At 59.5% G+C, this 16,304-nt stretch carries 11 protein-coding genes and 6 pseudogenes; 8 read left to right on the plus strand and 9 right to left on the minus strand.

Translation table 11 applies throughout. The features are described from left to right. Positions 1–136 (plus strand): annotated as a pseudogene (locus EN939_RS38860) (insulinase family protein); the annotation flags it as partial. 412 nt (positions 137–548) lie between these two features. After that, positions 549–2,024 carry an NAD-dependent succinate-semialdehyde dehydrogenase gene (locus EN939_RS03195; protein WP_127266911.1) on the plus strand — a complete coding sequence of 492 codons (1,476 nt, stop codon included), beginning with the start codon at positions 549–551 and terminating at the stop codon, positions 2,022–2,024. 784 nt (positions 2,025–2,808) lie between these two features. Here EN939_RS03195 and EN939_RS03200 read toward each other — a convergent pair. Together EN939_RS03200 and EN939_RS39980 are read right to left on the minus strand one after the other, a co-directional pair. Then, positions 2,809–3,324, minus strand: coding sequence for a DUF2285 domain-containing protein (locus EN939_RS03200; protein ID WP_224570032.1), 516 nt, complete (start codon positions 3,322–3,324; stop codon positions 2,809–2,811). 115 nt (positions 3,325–3,439) lie between these two features. Further along, positions 3,440–3,619 (minus strand): annotated as a pseudogene (locus EN939_RS39980) (transcriptional regulator domain-containing protein); the annotation flags it as partial. Between the two features lie 636 nt (positions 3,620–4,255). Between EN939_RS39980 and EN939_RS03205 the strand changes: the two are divergent. Beyond that, positions 4,256–4,572, plus strand: a pseudogene (locus tag EN939_RS03205) (IS256 family transposase); the annotation flags it as partial. 760 nt (positions 4,573–5,332) lie between these two features. Beyond that, positions 5,333–5,581, plus strand: a pseudogene (locus EN939_RS39985) (integrase); the annotation flags it as partial. On the opposite strand, the gene EN939_RS03215 reads toward EN939_RS39985, so the two are convergent. The 5 genes and pseudogenes from EN939_RS03215 to EN939_RS03235 all read right to left on the minus strand — a co-directional run bounded on the left by EN939_RS03215 (position 5,525) and on the right by EN939_RS03235 (position 10,311). Next, entirely contained in the window at positions 5,525–6,175 is a 651-nt protein-coding gene (locus EN939_RS03215; RefSeq protein ID WP_127266912.1) for a hypothetical protein, read from the minus strand. The pseudogene EN939_RS39985 and the gene EN939_RS03215 sit on opposite strands and share 57 nt — an antisense overlap. A gap of 192 nt (positions 6,176–6,367) precedes the next feature. Continuing rightward, positions 6,368–6,681: pseudogene (locus EN939_RS38865) on the minus strand (ATP-binding protein); the annotation flags it as partial. Next, positions 6,614–7,225 (minus strand): annotated as a pseudogene (locus tag EN939_RS38870) (Mu transposase domain-containing protein); the annotation flags it as partial. The pseudogenes EN939_RS38870 and EN939_RS38865, both read right to left, overlap by 68 nt. Positions 7,226–8,666: 1,441 nt before the next feature. Continuing rightward, positions 8,667–9,983, minus strand: a complete 1,317-nt coding sequence (locus tag EN939_RS03230) for a type II toxin-antitoxin system HipA family toxin (RefSeq protein WP_127206482.1) — start codon at positions 9,981–9,983, stop codon at positions 8,667–8,669. Further along, entirely contained in the window at positions 9,973–10,311 is a 339-nt protein-coding gene (locus tag EN939_RS03235) for a helix-turn-helix transcriptional regulator (protein ID WP_236383572.1), read from the minus strand. The genes EN939_RS03230 and EN939_RS03235 overlap by 11 nt, the downstream gene beginning before the upstream one ends. 811 nt (positions 10,312–11,122) lie before the next feature. On the opposite strand from EN939_RS03235, the gene EN939_RS39990 reads away from it, so the two are divergent. Both EN939_RS39990 and EN939_RS03250 read left to right on the plus strand, forming a co-directional pair. Then, positions 11,123–11,455 (plus strand): aldehyde dehydrogenase family protein, encoded by a 333-nt coding sequence (locus EN939_RS39990; protein WP_442919514.1) that lies wholly within the window; start codon positions 11,123–11,125, stop codon positions 11,453–11,455. Between the two features lie 161 nt (positions 11,456–11,616). Further along, positions 11,617–11,889: a hypothetical protein gene (locus tag EN939_RS03250; protein ID WP_127266913.1), complete on the plus strand. Its 273-nt coding sequence runs from the start codon at positions 11,617–11,619 to the stop codon at positions 11,887–11,889. Positions 11,890–11,942: 53 nt separating this feature from the next. Here the strand turns inward: EN939_RS03250 and EN939_RS39995 are convergent, their stop codons facing one another. After that, entirely contained in the window at positions 11,943–12,161 is a 219-nt protein-coding gene (locus EN939_RS39995) for a hypothetical protein (protein WP_372958897.1), read from the minus strand. Between the two features lie 549 nt (positions 12,162–12,710). Continuing rightward, positions 12,711–14,642, minus strand: a complete 1,932-nt coding sequence (locus EN939_RS03260; protein WP_127266914.1) for a potassium transporter Kup — start codon at positions 14,640–14,642, stop codon at positions 12,711–12,713. 982 nt (positions 14,643–15,624) lie between these two features. Here EN939_RS03260 and EN939_RS39675 point away from each other — a divergent pair. After that, complete coding sequence (locus EN939_RS39675; protein ID WP_063169289.1) at positions 15,625–15,903, plus strand: helix-turn-helix transcriptional regulator; 279 nt, start codon at positions 15,625–15,627, stop codon at positions 15,901–15,903. Continuing rightward, the coding region (locus EN939_RS03270) for a hypothetical protein (protein ID WP_148670700.1) at positions 15,900–16,304 on the plus strand (405 nt) is incomplete at its 3' end. The genes EN939_RS39675 and EN939_RS03270, both read left to right, overlap by 4 nt.

The raw sequence follows: 16,304 nt of genomic DNA on the forward strand, positions 1-16,304 counted from the left end.
CGACTACAACCAGCGTCGCGCCCGCAGCATCGGTCGGGTGACGCTCAAACAGGTCAAGGCGGCGGCCAAAAAGCTGCTTTCGGCCGAGCCCGCCATTTTGGTGGTCGGCCCGCCGCTGGGCGGCAAGGATGAGTAAAGAAACTCATCACACCTTCCTTCTTCATCGGGGCTTCTCGTGGGAAGAGCGTTGGAGGCCCGTGGGCCAAGCAGATCATGCAGACGCGCGGAGTCGTTTTCGCCGACCTTGCGCGGCATTGGCGGTCCGGCGGCCTCTCGCCGAAATGGCGCTCCTCAGCATGTATGCCGCCTTTTTGCAGAATTCAGTCGCATGCCACCAGCAGGCATGGTGGATGAAGCAAACATCCGACTGCTTAATCCATCAATTGATGAACCGCGGGCACTCAAACTAACGAAACTGCTGTCTTTTCATCGGGCTAGCGTGGTCTACCAGCTGCTTTGCCGAGGCCCTACGACGAACCCACTGGTGCAGAATACACACTGACGGCCTGTCGACCTGGATGTTCGCTGCGTTGAGGAGGAATCCGGTATTGCCCCTGTGCCTGCCGATGATCCGCCGTCTGAAATCCCCGCACCTGTTTGGAGCCATCGACCGCCTGCCGGCACTCGGCAGACCAGTTGGCAATAAGACGTTCGAGGTCGTCAATCCGTCGACCGGCGAAGTTTTGGCAGAGCTTCCCGATATGGGCGTGGAGGAGACACGTGCTGCGGTAGACAAGGCCTATGTTGCGCAGTCGGGATGGGCCGCGTTGACGGCCCGAGAACGTAGCGACGTTCTTTGGCGATGGCATCAGCTGATCATCGACCATGCAGGCGATCTCGCCGCGATTCTGACTGCGGAAATGGGCAAGCCGCTTGCCGAAGCCATTTCAGAGGTATCGCATGCGGCGGCGTATCTGCAATGGTATGCCGAGGAGGCCAATCGCGTCTATGGGGAGACGATCTCGGCACCCTCGACAGACCGCCGAATGCTAGTGATCAAGCAGCCCATCGGCGTTGTTGGCACGATCACGCCATGGAATTTCCCGGCCTCCATGGTGGCGCGCAAAATCTCGCCGGCCTTGGCTGCGGGCTGCACAATCGTGCTCAAGCCCGCTGAACAGACGCCGCTCGTGGCTGGCGCAATGTTCGCCCTCGCCCATCAGGGCGGCTTTCCCGATGGCGTGGTCAACCTGATCTATGCGTCCGAAGGTGATCGCGTGGGCCGTGAACTCTGCACCAATTCCAAGATTCGAAAGATCAGCTTCACCGGTTCGACCGAGGTCGGACGGCTGCTGATGCGTCAGTGCTCTGACCAGATCAAGAAGGTCAGCCTTGAACTCGGCGGCAATGCACCTTTCATCATCTTCGATGATGCCGACATTGACGGTGCTGTTGACGGTGCGGTCCAGGCGAAGTTCCGCAATGCCGGCCAGACCTGCGTTTCCGCGAACCGCATTTACGTCCAATCGAGCGTTCACGATGAGTTCGTCAAGAAATTCGTGGAAAGAATCCGGCACTTGTCGGTTGGCGACGGATTCGATGCCGGAGTGGACATCGGACCGCTCATCGACAAGCATGCTCTGGCCAAGATCGAGTCTCACGTCGCAGATGCCATTGCGAAAGGCGGCACAATACGATGCGGGGGCCAGCGTATCGGCAAGAATGGCACGTTTTTCGAACCCACGGTCCTCACCGAGATTTCCAGCGTCATGGCAGTCGCGCAAGAGGAGACATTCGGGCCGCTCGCGCCGATCATTCGCTTCAACGATGCGGATCAGGTCGTGCGCGAGGCCAATGACACGATCTACGGCCTCGCCGCATACTTCTATGCCTCAAACCTGAAGCGGGTCTGGCGTGTGGCAGAGGCTCTGGAATATGGCATGGTTGGCATCAACACGGGACGCATGTCCTCGGAGGCGGCACCGTTTGGCGGGATCAAACAATCCGGCATCGGGCGGGAGGGTTCCCGTCATGGCCTCGAGGACTATCTGGAAATGAAATATCTTTGCATGGGCGGGATTTGAAACCTGCTGCACTGTCTCTCCGCCCCACCGGGGGGCGGCCTGCGGTCAATGCCGCCACCTAATTGGAAGTTCCAAACGCCGTTGACCTGAAACACGGATGCCCGGCAGGAGACTGAGCTCGCTGTCGGGCCGGACATGCCTTGGGAGGGCATAAGTCAGCGCTCCTAGGGCCGATGGGCCACTCAGTTCGTGCGCCTTTTGCCGATTGCGTTGCATGTGCCGTGCCAAGCCAAAAAGCATTGATAAACCGCCGATGGATCAGCTTTTGCCCTGTTGCGCATTCTACATTGTGGGATATGCGACAATGCCCAAGCGGTTGAATCGTCGTGTTGCAGAACCCCAGACGGGTCATGACTGCTATTCTTAGGACAGTGCGCAGCAAGCCGCTACTCGCTGCACTCCAGGCACACCATTTCCATAATAAAGCGGTGGGTGCTATGTTGACCGAGCTGTCGACCAGGGAACGGTGTGAGGCCTCAGATCCCTCCATATTGTTGCACCCGCCGGTCCAACAGGACTGCAGGTCCGGCCTCAAAGGATCTTGGCTGCTATGGCGACATTGCGGTGCACGCCGCTTTCCGACCAATGATGTGCGTCCAGGTCGAGGCCGGCCCTAATGAACCACCGCCTTGGCACCCTCGCCCATCTCATTTCGGCATCGACAAGCTAGACCAGAGCGCACTTGCAAGGCGCCATGCAGTCCTGTCGGCGGGCGAACTGTTGGTGACGGGTACAGCTGCGAGCGAACGTTCATCCACCGACGCACAGCGCGGACTGTCGCTTTTCAAATTAGGAAATCTCTGTAGCCACCATTCATGAGCGCGCGGCCACGCGAGACGGCCCGACGGATGCGGTCGCGCAGATGATCGCGAGGATCCGCCCAGTCGGCATGGACGCGCCGTTGACCGATGAGAACTTCGGCGAGCTCGCGATGAGGTGCTCCGGCGAGCGAACCGTCGAGCGCACGAAGAACGAAGGACAAACGAACGCCGCGCTTTTCCGGCGCAAACAAGCGGGGGGGCAACTGTTGCCCTAGACTGAGAGCATTGAGGCACTCCAGTCCCCTCAGTCGATGCTTTAAAAGCACCGCGGGCCAGATGGCTTGCGTATGCAGGCAAACAGGGTGGAGGATATTCGCGCCCGAGACGGCGAGCTGCAGCGCGTGGTCCGCATTGCGAAGAAGAACATGCTGGCTCTTGTCGGGCGCCAGCAGGACGATTGCACGACAGGGCAATGCCGAGAGTTCGAACGGCGGTGTCGGCGACGAGGCAGGCAACCGTTCCGCAATGACCGGCAGCACATGGACGCACCAGAGCGGACACCAGAATACGACCGAAGCGCGGCCACAAGACTCCGCGAAACAGAACACCCCAGCGTGACAGGTCGCCGGCCGACGCGACCATATCGAGAAAGGATTGGAGAGACCAAGTCTTGCAATGCTGGCGCGCAGCGGTCAGATCGCGCTGGAACGCTGGATTGCGGCGTAAGAACTCCCAAGCCCACTCCCGCAGCGTCAGGCCAGCGGTGTAGTCGTATGATCTTTCATCCCGCCAATCGGCCTGATCCGCGCCAGTCAGGAGATTCATGACTGACATCCCCTGCCCGCGCCTGCGTGAGTCGAAACATTATGCCACTTCGCAAAGCATCGGCGAAGGCAGCAGACGTCGAAGACCCCGTTTCGTTGAAGCGTCAGCCATCGCCACTGTCGGCGACAGAAGATGTGCCCAAATTGCCACCAGACCGTCGAACTGGCACAGCGACGGCCAGCGCGACCTGGAATTGATCCCGTAACGGTCATCGGCTCCTGCGTCGCGATCCAGACGTCCCTTGAAGGCGCAGTAGCGCGGCAGTGGATCGCACGCTGCTTGTCGGCAAGTTGTCGTAGCGGCGGCGCCATAGGCACGGTCATCGGAGGGTCTCCTGCGGCAAGTTTTCGCCATTGGAGGCCAATCTCCCCGCTAGGGCAGCCTGTGCAGTTGCACAGGTGAAGCGGATCAATCAGGGGGAGCCATGGCGGAAACTGGATGATGGCGGCTTGAGGAGAGCGGCGTATCGAGGCGGGTGATGAAGCCTGCCAGTACCTCTCAAGGAGAGTGATACGCCATGAACGAGACTATCAACACATTGTTCGCCTTCGTCAGCCCGACGAAATCGATGATACCCTGACGGATGTACTTCGCAGCGGCGCGCGCAAATTGCTTGCACATGCGATCGAGATGGAGGCCGAGGCGTATGCCAAGGCGGTCGACTGCCTGACGAAAGATCATATTGCGTCGCTGGCGCTCTACGATTTCCCCGCCCAACACTGGGATCATCTGCGAACGTCCAATCCCATCGAAAGCGTCTTTGCAACCGTTCGCTATCGCACGGTGCGTACCAAGGGCTCGCTATCCTCGAAAACCGCCCAGCTGATGGTCTTCAAGCTGTTGGCCGCGGCCAGGAAGTGGCGACGATTGAAAGGACAAAATCAGTTGCCGAAACTCATCGCAGGTGCCGGTTCCTGGACGGAATCCAGGTCATCGAAACGAAGCCGCAGAGCGCCGCTTGATCAGCCTCGTCACCCAAATTCCAGCATAGCTCCATCGGAACTGCCAGCCTTCCTTGCCGATCAGGCGCATATCAGCGCTGACGATACCGAGGACGGCGATGGCGGTCACCTCCAGGCCGCCGAGTAACGACCCTCAAAACACCGCACTGGTCGAGGCCAGCCTGAACCGGTATCTTGTGCCTGCCCTCGGGAGTCGCTCTATCCACCATGTGATCGACACCGACATTGCTAACATCACAAAGAAGATCGTCGCCGGGGGTCACCCGCAAGCGGCTAACACGGCCTTCTGGTGTATGCGGGCATTTTTCAACTGGTGTCGCAAACCGCCGCAACGGCTCATCCGCGGTTTCCCCGCGAGGGATTGGAAAATCCGGATCCGGCCCCGATCGTCAAGCGCAAGCGAGTGGTGAACGATGCCGAACTGGCGGCTATATGAACGGGCTGTGAGCCCGAACCGGGCGATATCGGCTATTCGTTCGGCTCCATCGTCAAGCTGCTCATTCTGACCGGACAGAGGCGTACGGAAGTTGCCGCGATGCGTTGGTCCTCAACCTTGAAGCCGGAACATGGAACTATCGGGTGACCGCACGAAGAACGAAGAGCCTACGCTTATTCCGCTGTCCACACTGGCGGTGTCGGTCCCCCAGACGGTACCGAAGACCAATGACACGTTTTTTTCCCTGCGAGGGGCAACGAAAGAAGCCACTTCTCAGGCTACGCGAAGGGCAAGAAGGCTCTAGACGGCAAGGTCAATACTGACGGGGTGGCTTTGGAGAACTGGACCCTTCACGATCTGCGCAGGACGCTCGCGACAAATCTCGGCAGGCGGCAGGTATTGCCACACGTCATCGAGCACATACTGAATCACAAGGCGGCGTCCTTGACAGACATTGGCGAAATCTACAATCTCTATAGCAACGTCAAGGAGAAGCGCGAGGTGTTGCAGATGTGGTCAAATCACATCGAATGGCTGATCAAGCAGGCTGCGGATGACGCTCTGGCGGCGTAGCTGCTGGCATGGCGGAAGATGCGGCGCAACAATCGTCAGAGCCTCATCGAATTGGAGATCATGCTTGACCAGCAAATGCGCGGCCAATGCTTCGATGGCCGACCAGTGATCGAGTACTAGCCGGGCCGTGCAATCTTCGATCCGCCCCCAATCGGGGCGGCGCGGCATCAGGAACCGCAACTCACCATAGATTCGCTTGGCATCCGCGTAGTCGCTGCTCCCCTCATTCCCATCGGACGCATTCATCGCCATATCGCGCGGGTCCAGATAGCCTTCGAATGCGGATTCTGCAAAAGGACCTGCCAGACACGCAACTATCTCCCGGATCGCATCATCGCGTTCCAAACATCGATCCATATCGTCCTCGAAAATCGGCTTTCGCTTCGAGGTGAATCCTTGCGCTGAATAAAAACCCGCGCCTTCGACAACACCACCGCACTCTCCGTCACCGACGTCGGGGTAAATACTAACACTTGAGAAAGCAGGGAGTTCACGGTCGTCGTCGAACGTCTGACGGTGCAAAACGATGGCGGCCACCGCGTGCCCGGCTTCGTGATGCGCCACAAGCGGCAGATATTGGGAGGCTACATTCATGCGGTGCGGCTCTCAGGTCTAGTTTGCTTTTGCGCATAGGACCGCAATTGTCGTGCCAACTGGGAAAATCGTTTCGGGCAATGCGATCGCTCCGATAGCGTTGCGTCTCCTGTCTGACATTGTTGGGAAGTCGACACGCGCCCGTCGCAATGCGGTCGACCTTCCGCGCGAGTTGGGTGACCCGTGAAGGCGGCCGACCAGGACGATGTTGCGCTGATCGGCGACGAAGGCGCGGCCGGGCGAGATCGCGCATCAGGGGGTGACCGGCGTGTCGGCGAAGTCGAAGTCGTCGATGTCCTTGGCCAGCGGCAACTTGGCGACAGCGAACTGGTATTTGATGGAGCGGGCCTGCTTCTCCGATATCTCGGCCTGCAAGAGATCACCGACAATCCTGGGCGGCTCGTGCCGTCGCTTGATGGCGACGCGCCCATGATCTCGTCATAGGCTCTGCGCATTCCGTAGAGCTTCAGCGCTCCCATCAGTTCCAGTACCTCGGTGCGTTCCATGGCTGTTTGTCCTCCTGAGACTGTCATAGCGGGTGCAGTCGGCGACCGCTCGTGAGCTAGCTTCAGCGCTTGGGGAATGGAAAGGATCGTGCCCGGCGCCGGATCGCGGCTGCGGGCCAGGATGTTGAGGATCACCGGCGCCGACGATGCACCGTGCTCGATGGCTTCCTGACAGGCGGCCTCGACCGCGCTCAATCCGTCGGTCAGCACCCAGGTGAGGATCAACACCATCTGCCGGTCGACGTCATCAACCGCCTTGAGCTGCGCCGCACCTTCTCCATTGCCGACCGCACGACCCAGCCAAGGAACGGCGCGCGCCGTGTGCCAGGGATCGTAGACGACCTCGTTGCGGCCAAAGGAGCGAACGTGTTCTCCCACGACCACGCCATCCTCTGGCGGATGCGATCCGATCGACATAAGCATGGATCTCGATGGGCCGACCGACGGCACTCGACAGCACCGAGTATTTGTTGTTGTCGAAGCGCACCGTGCAGGTCTTCGACACCGACGGGGGAATGCAATGGAAGCCGTCGAAGCGACCGGCAGCCGCTCCCGCTGCGGCTTGGCCGCATTCGCCGACAGCAGCCGGTCCCGCGTCTCACGCCGAGCTCTCATGCGGGGATAGGGCTGGTGCTTGCGCTCGTAGCGGAACTGCGTCTCCTCAGAACGCAGGACCTTGCGCACCACCTTGCGCGACATCTTCAGCTCACGGCAGATCGCCTTGATCGACTTCCCCTGGACCAGCGACAGCCGACGTATCTTTGCAATCGTCTCTAAAACCAACATCCAAAACACAAATGCCTCCGATCAAGCCGGAGGCATCTTGATGACCCCATCGTTAAGGGGTCCCGTTTGGACGAAAATCACCCTTTAAACAGGGTCCCCATTCCACGAAAAATCAATGCACTACCTTCCAAAGCTGCGAGAGATCGCCACCGACCGCTTTGAAGGGGCTTTCGGCGGTCTCGTCAGCGAGGTTGTGGCATGAAGAAACATCAATCCACAGCATTGGGCCGAAGCATGCCACGGGCTCATGCCGCGGGAGAGCGGGAAGATATTCTTGAAAGAAGCGGTCTCCGACATCAATACCGACAGGATGGGCAGCTTTCTCACATCACTTGAGGTCGAGCGTGGCAGTTGCGACCCGCAATGCAAGGCTGGCGGCGATGCATGCCTTTGCGCGGTTCCTGATTTCGGAGCACCCCGAATATTAGGATACGCTGCAACTGGTGGTGACACTTCCCTTCAAGAGGGCGCGTGGGTGGCACCTGTCGAATATCTCGATGAGCCCGGAAATCAAGAGCGTCCTGGCGCGTATCGACCGCCGCACGCCTTCTGGACAGCGGGATTACGCTCTGTTTTCGCTGATGTTCAATACGGATGCACGAGTTCAGGGATCCTGAATCTTCGATTGTGACCTTCGTCTGGTATCGCCCTGTCCCGCCGAGCAAAGCAACGACCGCCCCACACTGCTCACCCGGTTCGGTGTTCGATACTTGCTGCGCACACATGGCTGCGGGCGAAGGAACCACCATGGCGGAAAAGAGCATCCATCATCGCCCTTTGCGGGACACGACGGCCATCCACCTCGTCAAGGCGGGTGTTGACATCGCCACCATCAGTCGATGGCCAGGCCACTCGGGCTGAACTAACGATGCGCTACGCCCAGGCCGGTATCGATATGAAGCGGCAAGCGCTCGAACAAGTCTTCCCCCACGTGATGTCATCGGCAAAAGATCAGACGATCATCGCTTTGATGGCTGGATGTTTGGCTGGCTGCACCGCTTGTAGACGCTCAGTTATGTGGAGTTGTATCGCGGGAAGTCGCGCGTCTTGGTCTTTTGCGGTGTCAGCTCAACATCTCTCCGCAGTGCACGTTGTCACTGTTGAAGAGCCGTTTGTTCAATCTTCGTCCTGGCACGGCAAGGGTTGTCCATATTGTGGCGTCTTGCGCTTGCCGAGCTTGTCCGAAATCCAGCGCCGGATCAGGCGTGAACACTGTTGCGTAGTTCGTCAGCCAGAGCGCGGAGAACGTCGGCGCTTCCTTCCAGCGCCGTAAAAGCGTAGGGATTGAGGAACTGTCGGCCCCAGAACAGATTGCGATCTATGCCGGATAGCGTAGCTTCCTCGCTGACACGCGGCCAATTCTCCGCAATGCATCGGAGCTGGCCTTCAACAATCGCAAGAGCTTCCGGCGCGCTGAGCAGGAAGTGATGCGCCGCTTCAAGGCAGGACGCTATCCGGCTCATGCGGTTATTGCCGCTGATGAGCATGGCCTGGCTGGCCTCCTGGCCACTGCGGGCCTGCGGACAAATATCGTACGCAGGCGTGAGGGTGAGCTTAGCCCCGTCCCAGAATGCCGCATGGTTGCGGGCATGATCGTCGGTGTTGCCGCAAAGTATGTTGAAGACAATGCGGCTGAACAACTCGCGCAGAGTTTCCGACGGCGCGGTGAATCGGTGGCGAATGATCTCCGCCAAATCCTGGTAGCTGGCGTAACGCGCCATCATCTCATCGAGCGCGAGCATCGTCAGCGCTGAGACCATGGATTTGCGTTGCCAGCCGCCCGTGACCTTGATCCGGTCGAATCGCTCGACGAGCAACACGTCGTTGCCTGCGGCGCGAACGAGCGAGACGGATGCCGCTCTGATGCCGCACAAGGCGGCAAGCCGCATGGCTATGAATTCTCCTTTGACGACGCTGTAAAGGTCGGCAGACGAGGAAAATTTCGCGACATGCTTGACGGCGTCATCCTCGATCAGCGCCTTTGGCCTTGCGCCGCCGATCGAGCTGCCGTGATGCAGCGCCTGATCTAATTCGGGGGTGAGCGGAATACCTTTCTCTACCCGCTCCGCCGATTGGACAAGCTCTTCGAGAGTGGCATTGGCCAGTGCGCGCGGCTCGTAATGCGTGGGCGAAAACTGAAAATCGAGCGCGCCGATGCGGTCCGAGCCTGATTCCAGCAAGAACGTCAGTTCTGAAATATCGAGCCGCGCGATTTCATCGCCCTTCACACCGAATTTGCGGTTTAGGATAACCCGTCGTCCCCAGGCATCAGGGGCAGCATCGCGGATGCATCCCGGCATGGTTAGGCCAGGAAGCAAAGGCAATTCGCCTGCCTTCAGGGGCAGTTCCGGGAGATAAAGCGGGATCGCGCTGCCCAGTTCACGAAAGCTCCTGCCATAGTTGAAGCTGACGAGTCCGTCATGGGCATATAGCCGCCCGGCGACAACCGGCGCGGTCTCGCCCGGCAGCCAGACCCAGACATAGGCTTCGTCGTACTTGGGGACCTTAGAACTCATCGACGATCTGCTTGCTGGCCTTGTAGACGTGCTTCGGCAGCAGCGCGATGCGATCGTCCATGCGGCCTGTGAGGGCTGTGATGCCCTTGCCGTCGGCATCGAACAGCTTCACACCGACAATGGCAGCAGCTTCGAACATCAGTCCGATTTCGACTTTGGGATCGCCCTTCTCGATGCGCTGCAGGGTGCTGCGTGAAACACCGATTCTCTCGGCTAACTCCTGTGCGGTTAACCGGTGCTGCATCCGGCCAAGCCGGATGGTCTTACCGAAAAGGCCAAGCGCTTCCATCGCGTAGCGCGAATAGGTGCGTTTATACGTTGCCTTCATTCGGGTCTCTGTGACCTATGCATGATCCATATCGCCTTCTTTAGAACTTTATATAGGTAATGTCACAGAGCGACTGCCAAAGTCAAGACTCCGTATCGCAAGCGTTACCCATCCGAACGAGGAAGGCGGATATTGCCTACGGCTCCTGCACAACCGGCCAGCTCTGCGCCCCTCGGGCGAGGCGGAGATCTGGCGCTGGATCGCGGACAGCCTTGAGACGCCTCGCATGAGTCATTCATGGGCGGTCCCTGGTGCGAGGCCGCGGCGCTCGACTGCTGGCCGACATTCTCGGTGGCGGGACCCGCAGCCGGCTACACCAGCACTTTTCGACCGCATACGCGCCCAGCTTCTCTCCGAAATCATTGCCAATGAGCGCGGAACCTCATGCGATCGCCGAGCTGGCCTGGCGGCGCGGAATCTACGGCACGCATCCGTATTCGAGACCGCCCAAGGGAGCCTGACTAGCGTAACGCCCTCCGATCTAAGCGCCTTCCACAAAGCCGCTTTCGCACGCGACGGGCTGCATGTGGCGGTCGTAGGCGACATAGATGCCAAGCCCTGAGAGTAAGGCTCTACCAGCTGTTCGGCGATTTGCCTCAGAAACTGGCGCTTGCCGGCGCGAACCAGTGGTATCGCGAGGGCGAGCACGCCGAGCGCTTTTCCTCCGCCCTCCACTGACCACAGACCCGCACGCAACGAAGCCGCGCTCGATCTTATCGTGGCGTGGCTAGGTGCAATGTTTGCTCTCGCCATCAGGCCGGCTTTCCCGATGGCGTGGTCAACCTGGATCTATGCGTCCGAAGGTGATCGCGTGGGCCGTGAACTCTGCACCAATTCCAAGATTCAAAAGATCAGCTTTACCGGTTCGAACGAGGCCGGACGGCTGCTGATGCGTCAGTGCTCTGACCAGATCAAGAAGGTCAGCCTTGAAACCGGCGGCAATGCACCTTTCATCATCTTCGATGATGCCGACATTGACGGTGCTGTTGACGGTGCGGTCCAGGCGAAGTTCCGCAATGCCGGCCAGACCTGCGTTTCCGCGAACCGCATTTACGTCCAATCGAGCGTTCACGATGAGTCCGCCGAGAAATTGTGGAGAAGGTCCGGCACTTATCAGTGGTCCGACGTCTACTCCCGGAGCTAAGCCGTCGCCAACCCAAGATCGAGTCCCACATCGCAGATGATAATTCGATGCGGGGCCGAACGATAAATATGCATGCTTTGGCCACCCCGAGGCAGGGCTCATTGAGATGATCCGACCGCCTTGGAACAAAGATGGGGTAGAGCAGATGAAGCGTTGGCAGCGTGTCTCCATTCGACGCGAGCGCTGAGGATGGGATCACGATCATTCGCATCACGCGCAGCCGCAAGGGCGATGCCATGGCTACTTTGGAATCGTTGAAGTGGTTTGAGCCGGACAGTCACAAATACACCCGTTACGCCGCGGCTCAGGAAACGGGGCGGCGTCCGGCGGTGGAGGTGCTCGCTGACTTAAAAAGGGTGCGGGCAGTCGTTGCGCTTGAGAGCGACGACATTTGGGATCCGGCACGGGGTGACCTGCTGCCAATCGGCAGTTAACAGGGTCCGACAAAAGTGTGCACAACATGCTGCTGAAGTGGCCTCCGGAAGCGCTACCGGAAGTTACGCGTCTTGAACTTGATAGGGTCGATATGGTCATACTGCATCGACGATGTCGCGCCCCTTCGGCATGCCGCGCGGATCGATGCCCGATCCGCCGTGATGAGCCTCGGCCCTCGGCCGTGCGGCAACGGAAACGGCGTCTTGCGGTTTCCCACGCTGGCCAGCCCGGCCGACAGATCGGTCAGCTCGTGGGCGACGAGGTGCACCACCTCCTCTTCCGTCGGATGCGTCCGCGGACGCCGAGCATGGCCGAAGCAAGAAGCACGCGCCGGAATTTCTCGCGAGATCTTGACCCAGACGACGACGTTTGCCGCACCCGTCTCATCCTCCAGAGGAACATGAAGCCTTTGGCCGAGCCCGGCCGCTGCCGGACCAGCACCAGGCCGGCGGCCTCGAGCCAGCTTCTGCCTCGCGCCTGCATAGCATCCTGACAGGTCACGGTGCGGCGCCGGTTAGGCGGCACGCCGATTTTGGCAACGCTAGCCTGTGAACTGAAGAATGAAGGTCGGACTTGCGGCACATCGATTAGGTTCAAATGATAAGTTGCTGCCCGGCGAGGTCGTTTCAGCGCATCTCGACTGGTGGGTCGGCAAGACAATGCGGAACGGAAATGATCGCAGGCGTAAAGGACGGCTTTCGGGGCCGGAAGCTTCAGGCCTGGAACCGGACCCCAGTTTGGCGCAAGCATCGTGGCCTCCGCCCGGTCAGGCATTCACCGGCTCGCGAAATGCCAATTGATTCTGCTTAACCGGGCATACCTAAACGGCCACTTGCGTTCCGATCTCGACCACACGTCCGGTCGGGATCTGGAAATACTCCGTCGCGTCGGCGGCCGTGCGCGCCAAGCCGATGAACAGCTTGTCCTGCCACACCGGCATGCCGGAGTTGGGTGACGCCTTGAGCGAGCGACGCGACAGGAAGAAGGACGTCGTCATGATGTCGAACTTCCAACCCTGCTTGCGGCAGATCGCCAGCGCACGCGGGATGTTAGGCTGTTCCATGTAGCCGAAGGTCAGTGTCACCCGCATGAACAGCTCATTGATTGTTTCCATCTTGATCCGCTCGCTGTCGGGCACCACGGGCTGCTGCGCCGTCACCACAGAGAGGATGACGTTCTGTTCGTGCAGCGCCTTGTAGTGCTTCAGGCTGTGCATCAACGCGGTCGGCGCACTGGCGGGATCGCTGGTCAGGAACACGGCCGTACCGGACACCAGCTGCGGTTTCTTCTTCAACAGATTGCCCGCAAGGAAATCGAGCGGAATCTGGTTCCTGCGCGTCTTGTCAAATAGATACCTGCTGCCTCTTATCCAAGTCCACATGGTCATCACGATCACTGCGGCAATGGCAAGCGAGGCCCAGCCGCCTTCGAATACCTTGACGATGTTAGCTGCAAAGAAGCCGGTATCGATGAAGACGAACACCGCCATTAAGGCTATCGCGACGCCGAGCGGCCATTTCCAGATGCGCGTCATCACAACAAAAAGCAGTATGTTCGTCACCAGCATATTGCCGGTCACCGAAATACCGTAGGCCGAGGCCAGCCGGCTGGATTCGCCGAAGCCGACCACCAGCAGCATCACCACCAGCGCCAGCATCAGGTTGATGCGCGGCAGATAGATCTGGCCCGACTGTTTTTCCGACGTGTGCTGGATGACGAAACGCGGCAGCATGTTGAGCTGTACCGCTTGCCTGGTCAGCGAAAAGGCGCCGGAGATCACCGCCTGGCAGGCGATCACGGTCGCCGCCGTGGCAAGCACGACCATCGGAATAAGCGTCCAGCCCTGGTTCATCTCGAAGAACGGATGACCGACAACGCCGCCATTTGCCAGCACGAAGGCGCCTTGCCCGACATAATTGAGCAACAGACAAGGGAACACGATCGCCAGCCAGGCGAGCACGATCGGCTTGCGGCCGAAATGGCCGAGGTCGGCGTAGAGCGCCTCGGCTCCGGTGACGGCGAGGAAGACTGCACCAACCGTAACGAAGGCGACGTCAGGCGAGTTGACCAGGAACGACACGATGTAATGCGGGCTGATTGCCAGCAGGATTTCCGGGTCGTCCATGATGTGGTTGAGCCCGGAAAGGCCGATGGCCAGGAACCACAGCGCGGTAACGGGTCCGAACACCAATCCTACGCCGCCGGTGCCAAACCGCTGTACCGCAAACACGATCGCCAGGATGGCCAGTGTCAGCGGCACCACATAGGGCTGGAACGTCGGCGTGACGACATTCATACCTTCGACCGCCGACAGTACCGAGATTGCCGGCGTAATGACGGCGTCGCCAAAAAAAAGCGCCGCGCCGACGATGCCGATGCCGATGCCGATGCCGAGGATCACCGCAGAGCGGGTCGGGAAACTGTTGCGCGCCAGCGCCATAAGCGACAGCACTCCGCCCTCGCCTCGATTGTCGGCGCGGAGCACGAACATGATGTATTTGATCGTCACGGTGATCGTCAGGGACCAGATGATCAGCGAGAGTACGCCGAGGATGTCGCCACGGCTGGCGACGTTGCCACCCGCTGATGCATGCAACGCCTCGCGAAATGCATAGATCGGGCGGGTGCCTATATCGCCATAAACGACACCTAGTGCGCCCAACATCAGCGCCTTGGTGCTGTGCTGCTCGACCTCAGAATGGCTCGATTGTTCGACAGGTTCTGCCTCGTTACCAGCATTGGTAAGGGCCATGGACGACACTCCGATAAGCGCGGGGTGCTCTACGCTTGCTGCACTGCAATATCAAGTTCCGTCACGTAATGTCTGCCGTCTCGCCTGTCGTTGCTCGCCTTGGTAGACTCGCCAGCCCGCAGCCCTACCGAGCAGCAATAGCGCCCCGGCAGAACCCTCAATCGCCCAGATCAATGAATGGTTATCGCCCACATTGCCCCCCCGCGATGCGGCCGATGGCGACCAGGGTGTCGTGGGCGCACAAGGATGGCGCTTTCCTGATGACGCCGTGCTCCAGGTGTGATCGCACCGTTGCTGCGCAAGCCATTTACTTGCTCGTCCCAGCGAGGACCGTGGCCAACTGGAACGCAGGGCCACGCCGCTCACCGGCCGCACTTTGCGGCGCAGATAACGATTCGATCTCCCCGGCGAGATTCTGGTTGAAGAAGCCACCAAGCTTCTCGAAGGACACACGGTCGTAATATCGACATGCCAGTATCCGCAACCCAGAAAAAGCTCCTTCGGCTCCGCTGCGCGCGCCACGAACAACCCGATCTTCTCTGCGAAAGAGGACGCCGTAATCCCAGGTTGAAGCCAAACCGGGGGGCGGCCGTGACGTATGCTACACAGGCGAAGGGCTAGGAGGCGGGTTCGGTGAGGAACGGCATTGATGTCCACGCCGTCTCCTGGAAAGACAGAGGAATGCGGTGTCACCGCCTGGCGCCGGAGGTTGATCCGGTGATTAGGAGGAGCACTCGTTGTCGGATTCTCGACGATGTCGGACATCTGACACAACGCTGCCAGAGCGATCGCATTGTTCCGAAACGATTTTCCCAGTTGGCACGTGAATTGCGGTCCTATGCGCAAAAGCACTGCGATGCCGCACCGACTGGAAGAACTCATCAATGATCACGCTTTTCGAACATGTCGGCGCCGCTACCAACACTAAGCGTTCCCGATCAAACGGAAGCCTCTATCCCTTCTTTCTGAAGGCTGTCCGGACATGAACGCATTTGATGTCCGTCCAACGCTGGATGCTCCCGACGACGATCTCTATCTTTGGCTTGAAGATGTGGAAGGCGAGCGGGCACTTGCCTGGGCCGCCGGCCAGTCGGCAAAGACCCTGAAGCACTTCAGTGGAACGCAGTTCGAGCGCGACCGCGCGACTCTGAAGGCAGGCCTGTTCCCTAAGCGGCGTCGCATCTCCCCCGGCCGAGTCGCATGGCTTGAATCCGATATCAGGGCTTGGATGGAAACTAGATCTGAGAGCCGCACCGCATGAATGTAGCCTCCCAATATCTTCTCCCGTCTGTGGCGCATCACGAAGCCGGGCACGCGGTGGCCGCCATCGTTTTGCACCGTCAGATGTTCGACGACGACCGTGAACTCCCTGCTTTCTCAAGTGTTAGTATTTACCCCGACGCCGGTGACGGAGAGTGCGGTGGTTTTGTCGAAGGCACGGTTTTCTATTCAGCGCAAGGATTCACCTCGGAGCGAAAGCCGATTTTCGAGAACGATATGGATCGACATTTCCAACGCGATGAAGCGATCCAAGTGATAGTTGCGTGTCTGGCAGGTCCTTTTGCAGAATCCGCATTCGAAGGCTATCTGGACCCGCGCGATATGGCGATGAATGCGTCCGATGGGAATGAGGGGAGCAGCGACTACGCGGATGCCAAGCGA

It is taken from the genome of Mesorhizobium sp. M7A.F.Ca.CA.002.05.1.1, from assembly GCF_003998335.1.
In the GTDB taxonomy this organism is placed as follows: Bacteria; Pseudomonadota; Alphaproteobacteria; order Rhizobiales; family Rhizobiaceae; genus Mesorhizobium.